Annotated in this window: 14 protein-coding genes and 1 pseudogene; 6 read left to right on the top strand and 9 right to left on the bottom strand. The window is 71.4% G+C overall.

All coding sequences use genetic code 11. From position 1 onward, the window contains the following. Positions 1–60 precede the first annotated feature (60 nt). Positions 61–4,329, top strand: coding sequence for a GH92 family glycosyl hydrolase (locus ACI2K4_RS34360; RefSeq protein WP_404517408.1), 4,269 nt, complete (start codon positions 61–63; stop codon positions 4,327–4,329). A 106-nt stretch (positions 4,330–4,435) separates the two neighbouring features. Here ACI2K4_RS34360 and ACI2K4_RS34355 read toward each other — a convergent pair whose 3' ends face one another. After that, positions 4,436–5,200 (bottom strand): HAD family hydrolase, encoded by a 765-nt coding sequence (locus tag ACI2K4_RS34355; RefSeq protein WP_404517357.1) that lies wholly within the window; start codon positions 5,198–5,200, stop codon positions 4,436–4,438. A gap of 136 nt (positions 5,201–5,336) precedes the next feature. On the opposite strand from ACI2K4_RS34355, the gene ACI2K4_RS34350 reads away from it, so the two are divergent. The 3 genes from ACI2K4_RS34350 to ACI2K4_RS34340 all read left to right on the top strand — a co-directional run bounded on the left by ACI2K4_RS34350 (position 5,337) and on the right by ACI2K4_RS34340 (position 9,396). Further along, on the top strand, positions 5,337–6,305 hold the full coding sequence (locus ACI2K4_RS34350) for a DMT family transporter (RefSeq protein ID WP_404517356.1): 969 nt from the start codon (positions 5,337–5,339) through the stop codon (positions 6,303–6,305). Between the two features lie 230 nt (positions 6,306–6,535). Beyond that, positions 6,536–8,770, top strand: coding sequence for an APC family permease (locus tag ACI2K4_RS34345; protein ID WP_404517355.1), 2,235 nt, complete (start codon positions 6,536–6,538; stop codon positions 8,768–8,770). Positions 8,771–8,883: 113 nt separating this feature from the next. Continuing rightward, positions 8,884–9,396: a pyridoxamine 5'-phosphate oxidase family protein gene (locus ACI2K4_RS34340; protein WP_404517354.1), complete on the top strand. Its 513-nt coding sequence runs from the start codon at positions 8,884–8,886 to the stop codon at positions 9,394–9,396. Between the two features lie 143 nt (positions 9,397–9,539). Here ACI2K4_RS34340 and ACI2K4_RS34335 read toward each other — a convergent pair whose 3' ends face one another. Together ACI2K4_RS34335 and ACI2K4_RS34330 are read right to left on the bottom strand one after the other, a co-directional pair. Continuing rightward, on the bottom strand, positions 9,540–10,877 hold the full coding sequence (locus ACI2K4_RS34335) for a hypothetical protein (RefSeq protein ID WP_404517353.1): 1,338 nt from the start codon (positions 10,875–10,877) through the stop codon (positions 9,540–9,542). A gap of 305 nt (positions 10,878–11,182) precedes the next feature. After that, positions 11,183–12,064 carry an SDR family NAD(P)-dependent oxidoreductase gene (locus ACI2K4_RS34330; RefSeq protein ID WP_404517352.1) on the bottom strand — a complete coding sequence of 294 codons (882 nt, stop codon included), beginning with the start codon at positions 12,062–12,064 and terminating at the stop codon, positions 11,183–11,185. 87 nt (positions 12,065–12,151) lie between these two features. On the opposite strand from ACI2K4_RS34330, the gene ACI2K4_RS34325 reads away from it, so the two are divergent. Continuing rightward, complete coding sequence (locus ACI2K4_RS34325) at positions 12,152–13,105, top strand: HpcH/HpaI aldolase/citrate lyase family protein (RefSeq protein ID WP_404517351.1); 954 nt, start codon at positions 12,152–12,154, stop codon at positions 13,103–13,105. Positions 13,106–13,220: 115 nt separating this feature from the next. Here the strand turns inward: ACI2K4_RS34325 and ACI2K4_RS34320 are convergent, their stop codons facing one another. Beyond that, entirely contained in the window at positions 13,221–13,901 is a 681-nt protein-coding gene (locus ACI2K4_RS34320; RefSeq protein ID WP_404517350.1) for a DUF4190 domain-containing protein, read from the bottom strand. Between the two features lie 191 nt (positions 13,902–14,092). On the opposite strand from ACI2K4_RS34320, the gene ACI2K4_RS34315 reads away from it, so the two are divergent. Next, the gene (locus tag ACI2K4_RS34315) at positions 14,093–14,938 is read left to right on the top strand and encodes an SDR family NAD(P)-dependent oxidoreductase (RefSeq protein WP_404517407.1); all 846 of its coding nucleotides are present in this window, start codon (positions 14,093–14,095) and stop codon (positions 14,936–14,938) included. Between the two features lie 34 nt (positions 14,939–14,972). On the opposite strand, the gene ACI2K4_RS34310 is transcribed toward ACI2K4_RS34315, so the two are convergent. The 5 genes and pseudogenes from ACI2K4_RS34310 to ACI2K4_RS34290 form a co-directional block, all read right to left on the bottom strand. Continuing rightward, positions 14,973–15,548, bottom strand: coding sequence for a DUF4190 domain-containing protein (locus ACI2K4_RS34310; protein WP_404517349.1), 576 nt, complete (start codon positions 15,546–15,548; stop codon positions 14,973–14,975). A 91-nt stretch (positions 15,549–15,639) separates the two neighbouring features. Next, positions 15,640–16,320, bottom strand: coding sequence for a TetR/AcrR family transcriptional regulator (locus ACI2K4_RS34305; protein ID WP_404517348.1), 681 nt, complete (start codon positions 16,318–16,320; stop codon positions 15,640–15,642). A 92-nt stretch (positions 16,321–16,412) separates the two neighbouring features. Continuing rightward, entirely contained in the window at positions 16,413–16,820 is a 408-nt protein-coding gene (locus ACI2K4_RS34300; RefSeq protein WP_404517347.1) for a CoA-binding protein, read from the bottom strand. A 25-nt stretch (positions 16,821–16,845) separates the two neighbouring features. Continuing rightward, a pseudogene (locus ACI2K4_RS34295) lies at positions 16,846–17,894 on the bottom strand (Rv2578c family radical SAM protein). A gap of 65 nt (positions 17,895–17,959) precedes the next feature. Then, a partial coding sequence (locus tag ACI2K4_RS34290; RefSeq protein WP_404517346.1) for a substrate-binding domain-containing protein occupies positions 17,960–18,147 on the bottom strand: 188 nt, incomplete at its 5' end.

The following is an 18,147-nucleotide window of genomic DNA, read 5'->3' as shown; positions in this document are numbered from 1 at the left end:
CGGCCTCCGTACCCGACCAAACCCCCATGGGAGATCTACATGATTGTGTCCAAACGCGCCCTGCCGGTGGCGCTCACCGTCGCGATCGGACTGGCGATACCCGCCGTTCCGCTCCCGGCGATGGCCGCACCGGCCGACTCGACCGGGTTCCGGTCCTCACTGGAGCCCGGTGACCCGCAGCCGACCTGGACCAACACCGCCGAGGTCGACGCCGCGGGCCGGAAGAAGATGTCCGGGGTCACCGGCAGTCCGGTGACCGGCATCCCGGGCAACGTCACCGACCGGGCGATCGAGGTCACCGGCAGCGGCGAGAACCCGCCGAACGAGATCGCGCAGCGGGTCGTGGACCAGAACATCAGCACCAAGTGGCTGGTGTTCGCCTCGTCCGGCTGGATCCGGGTACGCCTGGACGCCCCCGTCGCGGTCGTGCACTACGCGCTCAGCTCGGCGAACGACGCCCCCGAGCGCGACCCGAAGGACTGGACCCTCGAAGGTTCCGTCGACGGGCAGGACTGGACCACCCTGGACACCCGTACCGGGCAGACGTTCACCGAGCGGTTCCAGACCAAGGAGTACCGCTTCGAGAACACCACCGCGTACGCGTACTACCGGTTGAACATCACCGCCATTGCCGGCGGCGGGATCACCCAGTTCGCCGAGTTGCAGCTCTCCGACGGTGACACCACCCCGCCGCCCGCGACCGACATGCGCAGCTTCGTGAGCGGCGGCCCGGTGAACGGCCCGACCATGAAGCCGAACGTCGGCTGGACCGGGCGCAACGCGTTGCAGTACTCCGGCGGCCAGACCACCGACGGGCGCGGGTACGCGTACAACAAGGTGTTCGACGTCAACCTGCCGATCACCCCGGACACCGAGCTGTCGTACGCGATCTTCCCCGAGCTGAGCGCCCAGGACCTGGACTACCCGAGCACGTACGTCGCGGTGGACCTCGCCTTCGACGACGGCACCTACCTCAGCGACCTCGGCGCGGTCGACCAGTACGGCTTCGGCCTGAGCCCGAAGGGGCAGGGCGCCTCCAAGTCGCTCTATGCCGACCAGTGGAACCTGAAGCGGTCCCGGATCGGCGGCGTCGCCGCCGGCAAGCGGGCCGTACGCGTCCTCGTCGGCTACGACAGCCCGACCGGCACCGGCGTCTTCAACGGCTGGCTGGACGACATCCGGATCACGCCGAGCCCGGTCAAGCCGCCCCGCGAGCGGCTCTCCGACTACGTGCTGACCACCCGGGGCACCAACTCGACCGGGGGCTTCTCCCGGGGCAACAACATCCCGGCCACCGCGCTGCCGCACGGGTTCAACTTCTGGACCCCGATGACCAACGCCGGCTCGATCGACTGGCTCTACGACTACCAGCGCAACAACAACGCCGACAACCGGCCGACGTTGCAGGCGTTCACGGTCAGCCACGAGCCGAGCCCGTGGATGGGTGACCGGCAGACGTTCCAGGTGATGCCCTCGGCGGCGGCCGGGGTGCCGGACGCCAACCGGAACAACCGGGCACTCTCCTTCGACCACGCCAACGAGACCGCCCGCGCCCACTACTACGGCGTGACGTTCGACAGCGGCCTGGTCACCGAGATCGCGCCGACCGACCACGCGGCGATGTTCCGGTTCACCTTCCCCGGTGACCGGGGCAACCTGATCTTCGACAACGTGAACAACAACGGTGGCCTGACCCTCGACGCCAGCGGCGAGATCAGCGGCTACTCCGACGTACGCAGCGGCCTCTCCAACGGTGCCACCCGGATGTTCGTCTACGGCGTGGTGGACCGGCCGGTGGTCGCCAACGGCCGGCTCGCCGGCGGCGGCGGCTCCAACGTCACCGGCTACCTGGCCTTCGACACCAGCGCCTCGAAGCAGGTGCACCTGCGCATCGCCACCTCGCTGATCTCGGTCGAGCAGGCCCGGAAGAACCTCGGCAACGAGATCTCCACCGCCGACACGTTCGACTCGGTGAAGGAGCGGGCCCAGCGGCTCTGGGACGACCAGCTCCGGGTGATCGAGGTCGAGGGCGCCAGCGAGGACCAGCTCACCACCCTCTACTCCAACCTGTACCGGCTCTTCCTCTACCCGAACTCGGGTCACGAGAACGTCGGCACCAACGCGGCGCCGCACTGGAAGCACGCGGTGCAGTCCTCCACCTCCGGGACGAACCCGCCCGGCACCACGCCGACCCAGACCGGTGCCGACGTGGTCGACGGCAAGGTGTACGTCAACAACGGCTTCTGGGATACGTACCGGACCGCCTGGTCGGCGTACACGCTGTTCAGCCCGAAGATAGCCGGTGAGCTGGTCGACGGGTTCGTGCAGCAGTACAAGGACGGCGGCTGGGTGTCACGCTGGTCCTCGCCGGGTTACGCGAACCTGATGACCGGCACCAGCTCCGACGTCGCGTTCGCCGACGCGTACGTCAAGGGTGTGCGGAACTTCGACGTGAAGTCCGCGTACGAGGCGGCGGTGAAGAACGCCACCGTGGCCCCGCCGGGCAGCAACCCGAACAACACCAGCGTCGGCCGGAAGGGGTTGCAGACCTCGATCTTCACCGGCTACACCTCGTCGGCGGTCTCCGAGGGCGTCTCCTGGGCGCTGGAGGGGTACATCAACGACTTCGGCATCGCCAACATGGCACAGGCGCTGGCCACCGACCCGGCGACGCCGGAGGCGGACCGGGCCGGTTACCGCTCGGACGCGGTCTACTTCCGCAACCGGGCACAGAACTACGTGCACATGTTCGACCCGGCGGTGGAGTTCTTCCAGGGCCGGGACGCGGCCGGGAACTGGAAGTCGACCCCGGAGGAGTTCGACCCGAGGGTCTGGGGCCACGAGCACGACTACACCGAGACCAACGCCTGGAACTTCGCGTTCCACGTACCGCAGGACGGGCAGGGACTGGCCAACCTGTACGGCGGGCGCGACGCTCTCGCCGACAAGCTGGACGAGTTCTTCGCCACCCCGGAGACGGCGAAGTTCCCGGGTTCGTACAACGGCACGATCCACGAGATGGTGGAGGCGCGGGACGTACGGATGGGCATGTGGGGTTTCAGCAACCAGGTGTCGCACCACATCCCGTGGATGTACAACTACGTCGGCCAGCCGTCGAAGACCCAGGCCAAGGTGCGTGAGGTGCTGTCCCGGATGTACCAGGGCAGCGAGATCGGCCAGGGCTACGCCGGTGACGAGGACAACGGCGAGACCTCGGCCTGGTACCTGTTCGGGGCGCTCGGCCTCTACCCGCTCCAGGTGGGCAGCGCGGACTACGCGATCGGCTCGCCGCTGTTCCGCAAGGCCACGGTGCACCTGGAGAACGGCCGGGACCTGGTGGTCAACGCCCCGCAGAACAGCACGTCGAACGTGTACGTGCAGGGACTGAAGGTCGACGGCGTGTCGTACGGCAAGACCTCGATCTCGCACGCCGACCTGGTCGACGGGGCGGTGCTGGACTTCCGGATGGGCTCCTCGCCGTCGAGCTGGGGCACCGGCGCGGCGAACCTGCCGACCTCGCTGACCGCGCCCGGCGCGCCGGCCCGGCCGCTGGCCGACATCACCGTCGACGGCGGCCCGGCCGCGCTGCGGGACAACACCTCCGGCAGCGAGGCCACCCTGGACACCCCGGTCACCTGGGCGGTCACCGGTACGCCCGAGCGGGTCACCCAGTACACGCTCACCTCCGGGGCGAACCCGGCCGACCCGCAGGACTGGCGGTTGGAGGGCTCGTACGACGGCAAGCGGTGGGCGGTCGTCGACACCAGGGCGGGCGAGAAGTTCCCCTGGCGGTCGCAGACCCGGGCGTTCACCGTCGCCCACCCGGGCCGGTACGCGCACTACCGGTTGACCACGGACGGGGCCGGACCGGTCGCGCTCGCCGAGGTCGAACTGCTGGCGAACCCGTCGCCGTCGTGCACCTCGACGGTGACCGGCACCCGGAACGGCCCGCTGACCGTCTCCTCGGGCGTGACCTGTCTGGACGGGGCGACCGTCAAGGGCCCGGTGACGGTGAAGGCCGGCGCCGCGCTCTACGTCGACGGCGGTGCCATCAACGGCCCGGTCGCGGCCAGCGGGGCGGCGGCCGTGGTGCTGCGTGGCGTCGCGGTCGGCGGGCCGGTCGCGTTGACCGGGACCACCGGCGAGGTGAGCGTCGAGCGGGCCACCATCGGCGGCCCGGTGACCCTCACCGGCAACGCCGGACCGCTGCTCGCGGCCACCGAGGTCGGTGGACCGCTCGCCTGTACGGGCAACCAGCCGGCCCCGGTCGGCAACGGCCTGGCCAACACGGTGCGCGGCCCGGTCTCCGGGCAGTGCGTCGGGCTCTGACCGGGATGTCCTGACGACGATCGGTACGAGCGGGGCGTCCGGTGCGACCACACCGGGCGCCCCGCGTCCGTCCGCCCGCAGACGGCAGCACAGCGCCCGGGAGCGGTCAGTGGGTACGCAGCGCCGGGCGGCGCCGGCCCCGGCCGGTGAGGCGTACCCGTGCGACCGTGCGGCCGGAGCCGGCCAGCGCCGGTTCGACCAGGCCGATCACCTCGCGCAGCGAGGTCAGCGCCGGCCCGGTGAAGTCGCTGTCCGGGTCGAAGACAAGATGGTCGCCGAGGTCGGGGGCGGCCAACCGGACCGCGTCCAGCCCGGCGGCGACCGCGCCGGTCAGCTCCCGGCTGCCGCCGTCGCCGACGTAGAGGCAGTCGGCCGGCAGCACGCCGAGCCGTTCGCAGGCGGTCAGGTACATCATCGGGTCCGGCTTGCAGCGGCCGAGCTGGACCGAGAAGATCCCCGTGTCGAGCAACGGCGCGACCGGCAGCCGGGCCAGCAGCACGGGTAGTTCGTGGGTGCAGTCGCTGACCACGGCGGTGGCCACCCCGAGCCGGCGCAGCGCCCGCAGCGTGGGCACCGCCTCCGGGCGCAACCGGGTGTCCGCGCCGACCGCCTCCAGTCGGGCGGTGAGCGCGGCCTCGATCCGGCTGTCCGCCGGTTCGATGCCGATCCGCTCGCAGACCCAGCGCAGGGTCGCCTCGGCGTCGCCGAGCACACCGCTGGCCCGCAGGTAGAACGACTGGTCCAGGACGTCGAGCAGTTGCCCCGTGGTGCAGCCGAGCTGGTCGGCGACGAGGGTGTGCCGCCGCCCCCGGTTCGCCGGGCAGGTCAGGGTGTTGAAGAAGTCGAAGAGCACCGCCCGGTATGCGGGCATGGTGTACCAGCCTCCGGAGAGGGGATCGGCGTACGCGGACCGGCCGATGGTAACGAAGAGTTGATCGTTTCGTGGCCCCGTGTAAGCGATTCGTGGAACTTTCAGTCTGCAAGACGGGGCGTGTGAGGATCTTCCCGTGCCATTTCCGCAAGTCACGCCCACCGGACGCCCACCGGTCGATCCGTTGAGCGTCGGGGCGTTGGCCCTCGCCGTCGCCGCCGTCTCCTCCTCGGCACCGCTGATCGCGTACGCCGCCGCACCCGCGCTGGCCGTCGCGTTCTGGCGGAACACCATCTCGGTCGGCCTGCTCAGCCCGGTCACCCTGCTCCGGCGGCGGGCCGAACTCCGTACGCTCACCCGGGGTGCCGGGCGCCGCGAGGGACTCTTCTGCGTGCTCTCCGGGGTGGCGCTGGCCGCGCACTTCGCCACCTGGATGCCGAGCGCCCAGCTCACCACGGTCGCCGCCGCCACCGCCCTCGGCGCCACCCAGCCGGTCTGGCAGGGGCTGATCGCGCTCGGGCAGGGCCGCCGGCTGCCCACCCTCGCCTGGGTCGGCATCGGGGTGGCGGTGGCCGGCGCGGTGCTGGCGACCGGCGCCGACTTCGGGCACTCCCACCGGGCGGTCACCGGTGACCTGCTCGCGGTCCTCGGCGGCATCGCGGCGGCGGTCTACACCGCGTTCGGCGAGCGGGCCCGCGCCACGATCAGCACCACCACGTACACCACGATCTGCTACGGCGTCTGCGCCGCCCTGCTGCTCGTCGTCTGCCTGGTGGGCGGGGTGCGGTTGACCGGGTTCGCCGGTACGACCTGGCTGGCCGTACTGGGGTTGGTGGCCGGTGCCCAGCTGCTGGGGCACTCGATGTTCAACTACGCCCTGCACCACTTCTCGGCCACCACGATCAGCGTCCTGATCCTGCTGGAGGCCCCCGGCGCGGCACTGATCGCCTGGGTCTGGCTCGGGCAGTTGCCCCGGACCGCCGCCCTGCCCGGACTGGCCCTGCTGCTGGTCGGGGTCGCCATCGTGGTGCTCGGCGGCGCCCGCGCCAAGCGCCGGACCGAACCGATCCCCGCCCCGCCCGAGGTCGCCCCGCTCCCGGACTGAGCCGATCCCCCCGCTTCCGGATCGAGCCGATCCCCCCGCTTTCGGGCAGGGCCCTGTCCGCCCGGCTCCCGGGCCGAGCCATGTCCGCCCCGCCGTGGTCGCCTCCGCCACCCGGCGCACTTGCCGTGAAATGTCGCGGTTCGCATGCCGATGGGCGCGCTTTCGGTGAAAGTGCGAGGGGCAGGGGTCGGATGCTGCACCGGGCGGGGCGAGCTGAGGGGGACGAGCGGATGGGGCGGCGAGGGGACGGCGACCGGGACGGGAAGGACGCGTCGCCGGACCACCCCACGGTCACGTTCAGCCCGCTGGCCGAGTTCCCACCGCTGGGCGAGGACGAGTTGGCGGTGTTGCGCGAGGTCGGCCAGCGCTGGTCGGCGGCGCTGCGGGCCCGGCCGGCGGACTGGGACGAATTACCCCTGGACCCCGGCCTCGGGCAGTACGGGCACCGGCCCACCCCGAGCCGGTTCGGCCGCCTGGCCCGGGTCGAGATGTTCCGGGCCGAGGAGCCCCGGCAACTGCTGGCGACCGAGTCGACAAACCTGCCACGAGGACGGCTGGGGCGGCTCCTCGCCCCGCTGCGGCGGGGTGTGCTGGGTCCGCCGCTGGCCAGTACGGCGGTGCTGCAGGAGCGGATGCGCAAGCTGATCGCCCTGCCGGTGCTCTCCTCCGACCTGCTCTCCTCGGTCGCGTACGGGCCGGAGGCGATGCTCGCCATCCTGGTGCTGGCCGGCAGTTCCGCGCTCGGACTCTCCCTGCCGCTGACCGCCGTGCTGGTCCTGCTCATGATCATCGTGGGCATCTCGTACCGGCAGACCGTGTACGCCTACCCGCACGGGGCCGGGTCCTACCTGGTGGCCAGCGACAGCCTCGGCCCGCGTTTCGGGCTGGTCGCCGCGGCCGGGCTGATCCTCGACTACGTGCTCACGGTCTCCGTCTCGATCGCGGCCGGCGTCGGCGCGATCACCTCGGCGCTGCCCGGGCTGGAGCCGCTGGCGGTGCCGCTCGGGCTGCTGGCGATCGCGGCCCTGCTCGCCGGCAACCTGCGTGGCGTACGCGTCGCGGGCAACCTGTTCGCCGCGCCGACCTACCTCTTCGTCGCCGTCATACTGCTGCTCCTGGTGGTCGGGTTCGCGCAGGCGGGCGGGCGCGGATTCGCCGCCCTGCCGCCGCCGCAGGTCACCGCCGTGGAGGGGCTGAGTGTGCTGGTCATCCTGCGCGCGTTCGCCTCCGGCGCCAGCTCGATGACCGGCATCGAGGCGGTGTCGGACGCGGTGCCGGTCTTCCGGCGGGTGGAGTGGCGCAACGCCCGTACGACGCTGACCTGGATGGTGAGCATCCTGGTCGTACTCTTCGCCGGGCTGACCCTGCTGATCCACCTCAGCGGCGTGGTGCCGAGGGGCGGCGAGACGCTGCTGTCCCAGGTGGCCCGCCAGACGTTCCCCTCCGGTCCCTGGTACGGCCTGGTCCAGGCGTCCACCGCGATGATTCTGCTGCTGGCGGCGAACACGGCCTACAACGACTTTCCCCGGCTGCTCTTCTTCATGGCCCGGGACGACTACGCGCCCCGGCGCTTCCTGCACATGGGCGACCGACTGGCGTTCAGCAACGGGATCGTCGCCCTCTCGGTCACGGCGGCGGTTGTCTTCCTCGCCTTCGGTGGCCAGACCCAGTCGCTGATCCCGCTCTACGCGGTCGGGGTCTTCCTCGCCTTCACCCTCTCCCAGGCCGGGATGGTGGCGCACTGGCGGCAGCACCGTGGCCGGCGCTGGCGGCGGCGGGCGGCGATCAACGGGCTCGGCGCGGTGCTCTGCGGCCTGGTCCTGCTCACCGCCGCGGTGACCAAGTTCGGCGAGGGCGCGTGGGTGGTGGTGCTCGCCGTCCCGCTGCTGGTGTTGCTGGCGACGCGGATTCGTCGGCACTACGACCGGACGCACCGGGCGTTGGCGTTGCACCAGCCGTCGGTGCCGGCACCGGAGCGGAGCGAGCCGATGTCCGCCGATGGTGCCCGCGACCGGGCGGTCGGCGGGGACGACCAGGAGAGCGAGGAGAGCCCGCAGGACGTACGGCACCTGGTGCTGGTGCCGGTCGCGCGGCTGAACCTGGCCGCGTTGCGGGCACTGGCGTACGCGGCGTCGCTCGGGCCGCCGGTGTTCGCCGTCCATCTCAGCCCGGAACAGGAGGAGGCGGACCGGTTCCGTGAGGCGTGGCGGGTCTGGGGCGACCACCTCCGGCTGGAGACCATCATCTCGCCGTACCGCGCGGTCACCGCGCCCCTGGTGCAGTACGTCGACGCGCTGCACACGCTCCGGCCGGACGTGGTGCTCACCGTGGTGGTGCCGGAGCTGATGGTCCGTCGGCCGTGGCACCGGCTCCTGCACACCCCGCTCGACCGGCGGCTGCGCCGCGCCCTGCGCGGCCTGCCCGGCGTGGTGATCACCAGTGTGCCGGTGCACCTGCCGGAGTGAGTGGCCGTCAGCCCTTGAGTTGTCGCCGCGTGAGTCGTCACCGCTTGACCAGCGCGAACGCCCGTGCCCCGCGTTTCCCCGCCGGGGGCGGGCGCTCCGGTTACGTTGCTCAGGTGACGGATGACCGGGAGTTGCTGCGGGAGTACGTCCGCGCGGGGCAGTTGATGCAGTTGGCGACCGTACGGGCGGACGGCTCGCCGTCGGTGGGCAACGTCTGGTACGACCCGCACTTCGCGCCGGACGTGCTGCGGTTCGTCGCCCGGCACGACGGGTGGCACTCGGCCGACGGGCACCGGGTGGGTGGTCACGGTCCGGACGGGCCGGGTGACGGTCGGGTCGGCGGCAGCATCGTCGCCGTACCGCCGGACGTGCGCGCCGGCACCGTACGCGGGGTGACCTTCACCGGCACCGTACGGGCGCTGCCGCCGGTCGGGGCGGAGGAGGCGGCCCGCGCCTTCCTGGAGCGCTGGCCGAGCGCGGAAATGGCGATCGACCCGGGGCGGTTGGCCCGGCACGAGACCCCGAGCCGGCTCTACGAGGTGGTGGTGGCGCAGTGGGTCCTCTTCGACGAGCGGCGCTTCCCGCACGAGTCCCGGCACGTGCTCGCCGCCGCCCGGACCGGGTGAGTCCCGTCGACGCGAGCGACCGTTCAGTCCCGTTGACGCGAGCGACCGTTCAGTCCCGTCGGCGGGAGCGGCCGGGCGACCGACCGCCTGAGCGGTCCGTCTCCGGGGGTGGGGTGCCGTCGGACGGACCGCTCAGGTGGTGGTCAGCGAACCACCGGGAGGCCGTTGTCGAACCAGACGTTGGTCGCCCGGTCCCAGAGGATGCCGGTCTGGTTGGGGCGGGCGATCACGCCGAAGCGGTAGTTGCGGCCGAACTTGTTGTTCCGGAACACGATGTTCGAGGCGACCAGGTCGTCCCGGACACCGATCGAGTAGTTGCCGCCGTTGCAGTAGTTGTCCTCGAAGGTCAGGTTCCGTACGGCGTCGGCGGTGGTCGAGCCGATCATGATGCAGGCGTTGTGCGGGTCGTTGGTGCTCGCCTTGTACGGCTCCAGTCGGTTGTGCCGCACGGTGATGTTGCTGCCGCCGGTGGTCTGGAGCGCGTCGTTGTGCGAGTTGGGCACCCGGGCGAGGTCGTGGATCCAGGAGTCGACGACGGTGCTCCTGCTGCTCAGCCGTGGCCCGTCGACCATGTTCCAGATGTTCGCCCGGCGCAGGGTGTAGTTGCCGCAGCAGACCGAGGCGGAGTTCCGCCCGCCACCGTTGATCTCCACGTCCTCGACCAGCAGGTTCGTCGCCGTTTCGTAGATCCGGATCGAGTAGGTCGGGCTGTTGCAGGTGATCCGCGACTTGCGGATGACGATGTTGCTGGCGCGTACGGTGACGCAGCCGACGATGTTCAGATTGGTGATCACCTGCCCGGCCTTACGCAGGTCCAGTGAGCCCGAGTTGGTCAGCACGGTGCCGACCGGGACACCGGTGGTGGTCGGTCCGGGCCAGTAGCTGAGCGGGGTGGGCGGCGTGGCGTTCGGGCTCCGGCTGGGGCTCGGCAGTGGGAGTTCAGGGCCGAGGGCGGGCGGTGTCGGTGTGACGGGGGCGCCACCGGGCACGTCCGGGGAGTACGCCTCACCGTTCTGCTCGGAGTCCACGACGGTGGCCGGGGTGGCGGCGCTCTGGACGAACGCCCGTCGGCAGCCCTGCACCGTCACCCGCGTCGCCGCGTAGTCGCCGGGAACCACACCGTCGGTCTTGGAGTCGGTGCAGTGGATGTCGGTGTCGGTGATGGTGGCGCCGGAGACGCCCGGACGGATCCGGATCGCCGCCGCGCCGCCGGTCCGGACGGTGACCCGTTGCAGGGTGACCTGGTCGGCTGCGATCTCGATCGGACGGTCGAAGGTCTGTCCGGCGACGATGGTGCCCGCCTGGTCGAACACGATCGGAGCCGGTTCACGGTTCGCGACGATCGCGTATCCGGTTCCGGCGATCGCGGCGAGCCCGACGGCACTGGTGGCGGCGATCATCCGGATACGTCCGGTGCGGCGCGGGGTGGGGGCGTCCGGCGATTGTGGATCACCCGATGGGTTCAGATCGGTGTTGTTCATGGTTCGCCCTTGGGAGTGGCGGCGCACGGCGCGGCTGCGCTGCCCGTCCTGCCTAGATAGCCCACCTCGGTCGACGGCGTCGATGCCGTGTCGAGTGTCAAGGTCGGTGCACAAGGTCGATGATCGAGGGCCCTGCCGCCCCGGAAGCGACTAACTGCTTCTACACGAAGACTACTCTTCGTGTCCTATCGATTACGATGTACGATCTGACGGATTATGGACAGAAAACGGCATTCATCACCGTGACTGCCGACAAAACAGTCGTATCGGTCGATTCGCGACTGCCCGGCGACCCCGTACCGGGCTCAGCGCAGCCCGACCGCCCGCTCGCTGGCCCACCACAACCGGGCGGCCAGATCCGGGTCGGCCGCGTGCGGCCCCGGCTGGCGCAACTCGCGGTCGGCGTAGTACCCGCCGTTGGTCAGCGCACTCGGAGCCAGGTGTGCGAGCCAGACCAGCGTCTCCGCTCCCTTGGCCGGCGTACGCATGAACCAGGCGCGTTTCATCGCGAAGGCGATCAGCCGGCTCTCGTTGGCGAACCGGGTTCGTACCATTCCCGGGTGGTACGACACCGCCAGCGGTTCCGACCAGCGCCGGGCCGCCTCGGCGGCGCTGAGGATGTTCGCCTGCTTGCTGGTGCCGTACGCGCGCAGCGGTTGGTAGTCGCGCAGGGTGGCGGAGAGGTCGTCCGGGTCCAGTACGCCCCACCGGTGCGCCCCGGACGCGGTTGTCACGATCCGGGCCACCCGGTCCCGCAGCAACGCGCTCAGCAGGAACGGCGCCAGGTGGTTGGCCTGCATGGTCAGCTCGATACCGTCCACCGTGGTCACCGGGCGGGGGCTCACCGTGCCGGCGTTGTTCGCCAGCACGCCGATCCGGTCGTAGCCGGCGCGCAGCTCCTCGGCGAGCCGCCGCACGTCGTCGAGTACGGCGAAGTTGGCCAGGAACCCGGCCGGGCGGAAGCCGCTTGCGTCGTACACCTGGTCGGTCGCGGCGGCCAGCCGGAGCTGGTCGCGACCGACCAGGACCACCTCGTCCCCCCGGCGGGCCAGCTCGACCGCGGCGGCCAGGCCGATGCCCGAGGTGGCGCCGGTTATCACTACTCGTACGGGTTCCCGCTCGGGCTCGGCGGGGGAGGGGGATGTTGCTCGGGTGACATGTTCCGTGGGTCGGTCATCGCCACTCATGACGCGAGGTTACCGTGTGGTCACAATGATCGTCGTCATCGTCCGAACCGGCCTGACCCCGGCCGGAGCAGAAAGGGAGCTGATCCGATGAGCACAGCCGGCCGTCCCCGCCGGTCCTGCCTCGCGGTGCCCGGATCGAGCGTGAAGATGCTCGGCAAGGCCCAGGGGCTCGGCGTCGACCAGGTGTTCCTGGACCTGGAGGACGCCGTCGCGCCACTGGCCAAGTCGGACGCCCGTCGCAACGTCGTGGCCGCGCTCAACGAGGGGGACTGGGGCGGGAAGATCCGTGCCGTACGGGTCAACGACGTCACCTCGCCGTGGGCGTACCGGGACGTGGTCGACGTGGTCGAGGGGGCCGGTGCCAACCTGGACTGCCTGATGCTGCCGAAGGTGCAGAACGCCGGTCACGTCGAGTGGCTGGATCTGACCCTCACCCAGATCGAGCGCGCGCTCGGGCTGCCGGTCGGCGGGATCGGCATCGAGGCGCAGATCGAGAACGCCGCCGGGCTGGTCGACGTCGACGCGATCGCCGCCGCCTCGCCCCGGGTCGAGACCATCATCTTCGGCCCGGCCGACTTCATGGCCTCGATAAACATGCGGTCGATGGTGGTCGGCGCGCTCATCCCGGAATACCCGGGCGACCCGTACCACTACATCCTGATGCGACTGCTGATGGCCGCCCGCGCCCACGACCGGCAGGCGATCGACGGCCCGTTCCTACAGATCCGGGACGTGGACGGGTTCCGTGCGTCGGCCCGCCGGTCGGCCGCCCTCGGCTTCGACGGCAAGTGGGTGCTGCACCCCGGCCAGATCGACGCCGCGAACGAGGTGTACGCGCCGTCCCAGCAGGACTACGACCACGCCGAACTGATCCTCGACGCGTACGAATTCCACACCTCGGCGGAGGGGGGCCGGCGTGGCGCGGTGATGCTCGGCGACGAGATGATCGACGAGGCGTCCCGCAAGCTCGCCCTCGTGGTCGCCGCGAAGGGTCGGGCCGCCGGACTGCGCCGTACGTCCTTCTTCGAGCGGCCCAACTGAGCACCCGTACGTCCGCTCCGGCGGCCGACCCGGCTCGGCCGCCCGGCCGGCGGCCGGCGGCCGGCGGAACCGGCGGGTTGCCCGCCGCCCCGTCGGCCGGCGTAGACCGTCGGGGTCAGTACGTGGTCGAGGAGTCGAACACGTCCGGGTTCTGGGCCACGTAGACGAAGAAGATGATGATCGCGATGGTGGCGAGTACGGCGATGCCGGCGGCGATCCAACCGATGATGATGCCGGCGGTGGCCATGCCGCCGCCGCTCTCGCCCCGCTCGCGGATCTGCCGCTTCGCCACGTGGCCGAGGATCGCGCCGACGATGCCCAGGTAGCCACCGAGGCCGTAGCCGCAGAGACCGAGCACGCCCACGATGGAGACGACCAGCGAGGCGACCGCCATGCCGTTCTGCGGCGGCGTCGCCGGGTAGCCGTAGCCCGGCGGGTAAGCCGGCGCGGGATAGCCGGCCTGCTGGTACTGCTGGTAGGCGGCCGGGTCCGGGGCGCCCGCCGGGTACTGCTGGTAGGCGGCCGGATCCGGGCTGCCGGCCGGGTACTGCGGGTAGCCGGTCGGGTTCTGGTAGGCGGTCGGATCCGGCGCGTAGGCGGTCGGGTCCGGGGCACCGGTCGGGACCTGGTAGCCGGCCGGGTTCTGGTACGCGGTCGGGTCCGGCGCACCGGTCGGGTTCTGGTACGCGGTCGGGTCCGGCGCACCGGGCGGCGGCTGGTAGGCCGGGCTCTGCGGGCTCTCCGGCGCGGAGCCGGGTGGTGCGTTCCAGTTGCCGGGCTGCTGGGGGTCGCTCATCAGGTTTCTCCGTCTACGCAGGGATGCGCCGCCAGGGTAGTCCGCGATCGCCACCGATATCCGCCCCGTGTCGGTGGGGGTGCCGCGTTGCCCGAGTTGACCGGACCGGGCAGGATCGCGGCATGGCATTCGACGCGCGCGCTGGTGAACGTGCCGGCAGCCGACCTCGGCGGGACGCTTCGCGTACCGCGCTGGCTCGACGTAACCGCACCCTGTCCCCGGGCGCGGGCCCGACCGACTCCGACGAACCCGAGTCCCTGCCCGACACCGAGCCGATCACCCTCCGGCTCGACGGTCGGGTCGCGCTGGTCACCGGTGCGGGCAGCCCGGACGGCATCGGGTACGCGACCGCCCGCCGGTTGCGCGACCTCGGCGCTCGGGTGGCGATCGTGTCGACCACCCGGCGGATCCACGACCGGGCCACCGAACTCGGGGCGACCGGCTTTGTCGCCGACCTCACGGACGAGGCCGAGGTGGGCGCGCTCGCCGACGCCATCGCCGAGCAACTCGGAGAGGTGGAGGTGCTGGTCAACAACGCCGGCCTGGCGAGCCGGGCGAGTCCGGAGGTGCTGCGCCCGGTCGCCCAGCTCAGCTACGACGAGTGGCACGGCGAGATCGAGCGGAACCTGACCACCGCGTTCCTGTGCAGTCGGGCCTTCATCGGCGGCATGGCCGAGCGGGGCTGGGGTCGGATCGTGAACCTGGCCGCCACCGCCGGACCGGTGAACGCGTTGCCGACCGAAGCCGCCTACGCCGCCGCGAAGGCCGGCGTGGTCGGGCTGACCCGGGCGCTGGCGATGGAGATGGTCGCCGACGGGGTCACGGTGAACGCGGTGGCCCCGGGCACGATCTACACCGCCGCCTCCACCATGGCGGAGCTCAAGCAGGGCCTGGGTACGCCGGTCGGCCGCCCCGGCACGCCGGACGAGGTAGCGGCGGCGATCACCTTCCTCTGCTCACCCGCGGCCTCGTACATCACGGGTCAGATGTTGGTGGTGGACGGCGGCAACAGCGTGCGGGAGGCGCAGTTCCGGTAGCCGGAGGCGTGTGCCCGGATTCTCCGGTGGGCGGTCAGAACGATCCTCCGTCGAGGTCGTCGCCACCCCAGATACCCAGGGCCAGCCAACCGCAGCAGAAGATCAGGTAGAGCGCGGTGAACAGGTAGCTCAGCACCAGCCCGGCGGTGGCCAGGCCGCTGCCCTGTTCGCCGCTCTGCCGAATCTGCCGCCGGGCGACGTGCCCGAGCACGATGCCCGCCGGGGCGAAGACAAACGCGAAGACCAGCGACAGGATCGCCAGTACGTTCGTCCCGGCCGGTCGGCCGTAACCGGGCGGGTAACCGCCGGGGGGCGGCTGCCCGTACAGCCCGGGTTGCCCGTACTGCCCCGGCTGGCCGTAGTAGCCGTACTGGCCGTACTGCTGGCCGTACTGGCCGGGCTGCTCGGGTGGCGGGCCGTACTGGCCGTACTGCTCGGGCGGGGCGGACTGCTGGCCGTAGGGGTCGGGCAGACCGTACTGGCCGGGTTGCTGGCCGTACTGCTCGGGCGGGTCGTACCGGTCAGGCTCGGTGTCGTCCCGACCCGGGTGGTCGGGTGGGCCGTACGGCTGTCGCGGATCGGGATTCTCGCCCGGTGGTGGATAGCTCATACTTCCGCCTCCTCGCCCCGGACGCTACTTGACCAGGGATGACGTGGACGGCGGTTGAGTCGACTGGGTGCCGCGTGCTTCGGGTCGCGGCTCAGGACCGCGGTGCCACCCCGCGTAGGCCGGCGACCGCGAGGTCGAGGCCGAGCCGGTAGTAGTCGTCCTGGCGGTCGGTCGTGGTAAGCGCCTCGGCAGCGGCGGCGACGCGGGGGAAGCGCCGTGGTGGCAGCGCCGCCAGGGTGGCCCTCTCGGCGTGCAGCGCGTCGTCGCGTTCCTCGGGGTCGCCGTGCTGCCCGGCCCCGGGCTCGTTGCTGACCATGCCGACCAGGGCGCAGAGCACCTGCCGGCCGATTCGCGCCGCCTGGTCCGGGGCATACCCGGCGATGTCGAGCAACGTGAGGGTCCGCTCGGCCAGCATCAGGCCCGGCACCGAGGTGAGGATCCGGTCCAGGGTGAGCTGGGCGACGTTCGGGTGCGGGCGCAGCGCGGCGAGGAAGGCGGCGAGCAGGTCCCGCATCTGCTCGTGCCAGGGCCGGCCGTCCGGCTCGGGCAGGGCGATTTCGCCGAGCAGTCGGTCGGCGACCGCGTCGAGCAACTCCTCCTTGTCCCGGAAGTGGCGGTAGAGCGCCATCGGAGTGACATCGTGCTGCTGGGCCAGCCGACGGATCGTCACCGCGCCCAGTCCGTCGGCATCGGCGACGGCGAGCGCGCTGTCCACGATCCGGTCGGGGTCGAGCCCGCGATGGACGGTCGCCGCTTTCCTGGTGCCTACCACGGGACAAGTCTACTACGTAGACATCCGCCCGCCCCGGCTCGCGTACGGGACCACCCGGGGCCGCGCCCGCCGGTTCGGTCGGCCCGACCGGTTCAGGTACGTGGGCTGAGGTTGCCGGCGGCCCGCTCGATCAACAGACAGCGGTCCTCGACGTAGTCGATGCCGGCCTGCTCGGCCAGTTGGCGTGCCTCGGCCGAGACGATGCCGAGCTGCAACCAGACGGCCGGGGCGCCGATCGCGATCGCCGATCGGACCACGTCGACGGCGTCCCGGGCCGGGCGGAAGATGTCGACCAGGTCGACCGGGTGCGGGATGTCCGCCAGGGACCGGTAGACCCGCTCACCGAAGAGTTCGTCCGCGTACGGGTTGACCGGGATGATCCGCCAGCCGTACCGCTGGATCTGGAGCGGCACCCGGTGGGCCGCCTTGCCGGGATCGCGGGCGGCGCCCACCACCGCGATGACCTTCGCCTCGGCCAGGATCTGTTGAGCGTCTCGCACCCGCCGACTCTAGCTCCGCCGCCGCTCAGAGCAGGGTTAGCTGTTCGGCCGGCGGTTGGGGCGCGGGCTCCGGCACCTGTCGGGTGTCGCCGGATTCGGCGCGGAGCAGGCCGTGTCGTCGGGCCGCCGTCCGAACCCGGGCGACGATCTCGCGTTGGTAGCTCTGCGGCAGGTAGGAGCCGTTGCCGTACAGCTCCCGGTAGCGCGGCACCAGCCTCGGGTGCTCCCGGGAGAGCCAGCTCGCATACCACTCGCGGGCGCCGGGGCGCAGGTGCAGCGGGATCGGGGTGATGCTGACCGCCCCGGCGGCGGCGACGGCCGAGACGGTTTCCTCGATCGCGTCGTCGGTGTCGCCGAGGCCGGGCAGGATCGGGGCCATCAGCACACCGACCGGGAAGCCGGCCTCGGTCAGTTGCCGGACCGCGTCCAACCGGCGCCGGGGGCTCGGGGTGCCCGCTCGACCGAGCGCCACAGCTCCTCGTCGACGAACCCCACCGAGTACGAGATGCCGACCCTGGTCACGGCGGCGGCCTGGCGCAGCAGCGGCAGGTCACGCAGGAGCAGGGTGCCCTTGGTGAGGATCGAGAACGGGTTGGCGAAGTCGCGCAGCGCCGAGATGATCTGCGGCATCAGCCGGTATCTGCCCTCGGCCCGCTGGTAGCAGTCGACGTTGGTGCCCATCGCCACGTGGTCGCCCCGCCACTTCGGCGCGGCCAGCTCGCGCCGGACCAACGCACCCGCGTTGACCTTGACCACCACCTTGCGGTCGAAGTCCTGCCCCGCGTCCAGGTCAAGATAGGTGTGGGTGTTCCGGGCGAAGCAGTAGACGCACCTGTGCGAGCACCCCCGGTACGGGTTGATCGTCCACTCGAACGGAACCCGGGAGGCACCGGGCACCCGGTTGATGATTGATTTCGCCCGCACCTCGTAGAAGGTCATTCCGGCGAACCCGGGGGTGTCGAAGGTCCGGGCGACCGCGTCGGGCAGGGCCAGCGGCAAGGGTGGCGCCGCAGGCGCCGACGGGTCGGTCGCCCCGGCCCCGACCGTGGCGAAGGAAAGATTCTCCCAGCGCATGAGGCTGATACGAACATATGTTCGACTGCTCGCGCAAGTCGCCGCACCGCTCCGTCCGGGTACGGCTACCCGGCGGCGGGTGGGGCGGTGCTCTCCCGGCGGATCAGCTCGGCGGCCACGTGCTCGACCTGGTGGTGGTGGCTCGGGTCGGGCTCCTGGAGGGCGAGGGTCATGGCGCGGGCGCCCATGTCGGCGAGGGGGAGGCGGACGGTGGTGAGGGTGGGGGTGACGTCGCGGGCGATGGGCATGTCGT

The organism is Micromonospora sp. NPDC050397 (assembly GCF_044901685.1).
In the GTDB taxonomy this organism is placed as follows: domain Bacteria; phylum Actinomycetota; class Actinomycetes; order Mycobacteriales; family Micromonosporaceae; genus Micromonospora_G.
The sequence above is the reverse complement of the archived record's forward strand: the minus strand, read 5'-3'. Positions and strand labels throughout refer to the sequence as shown.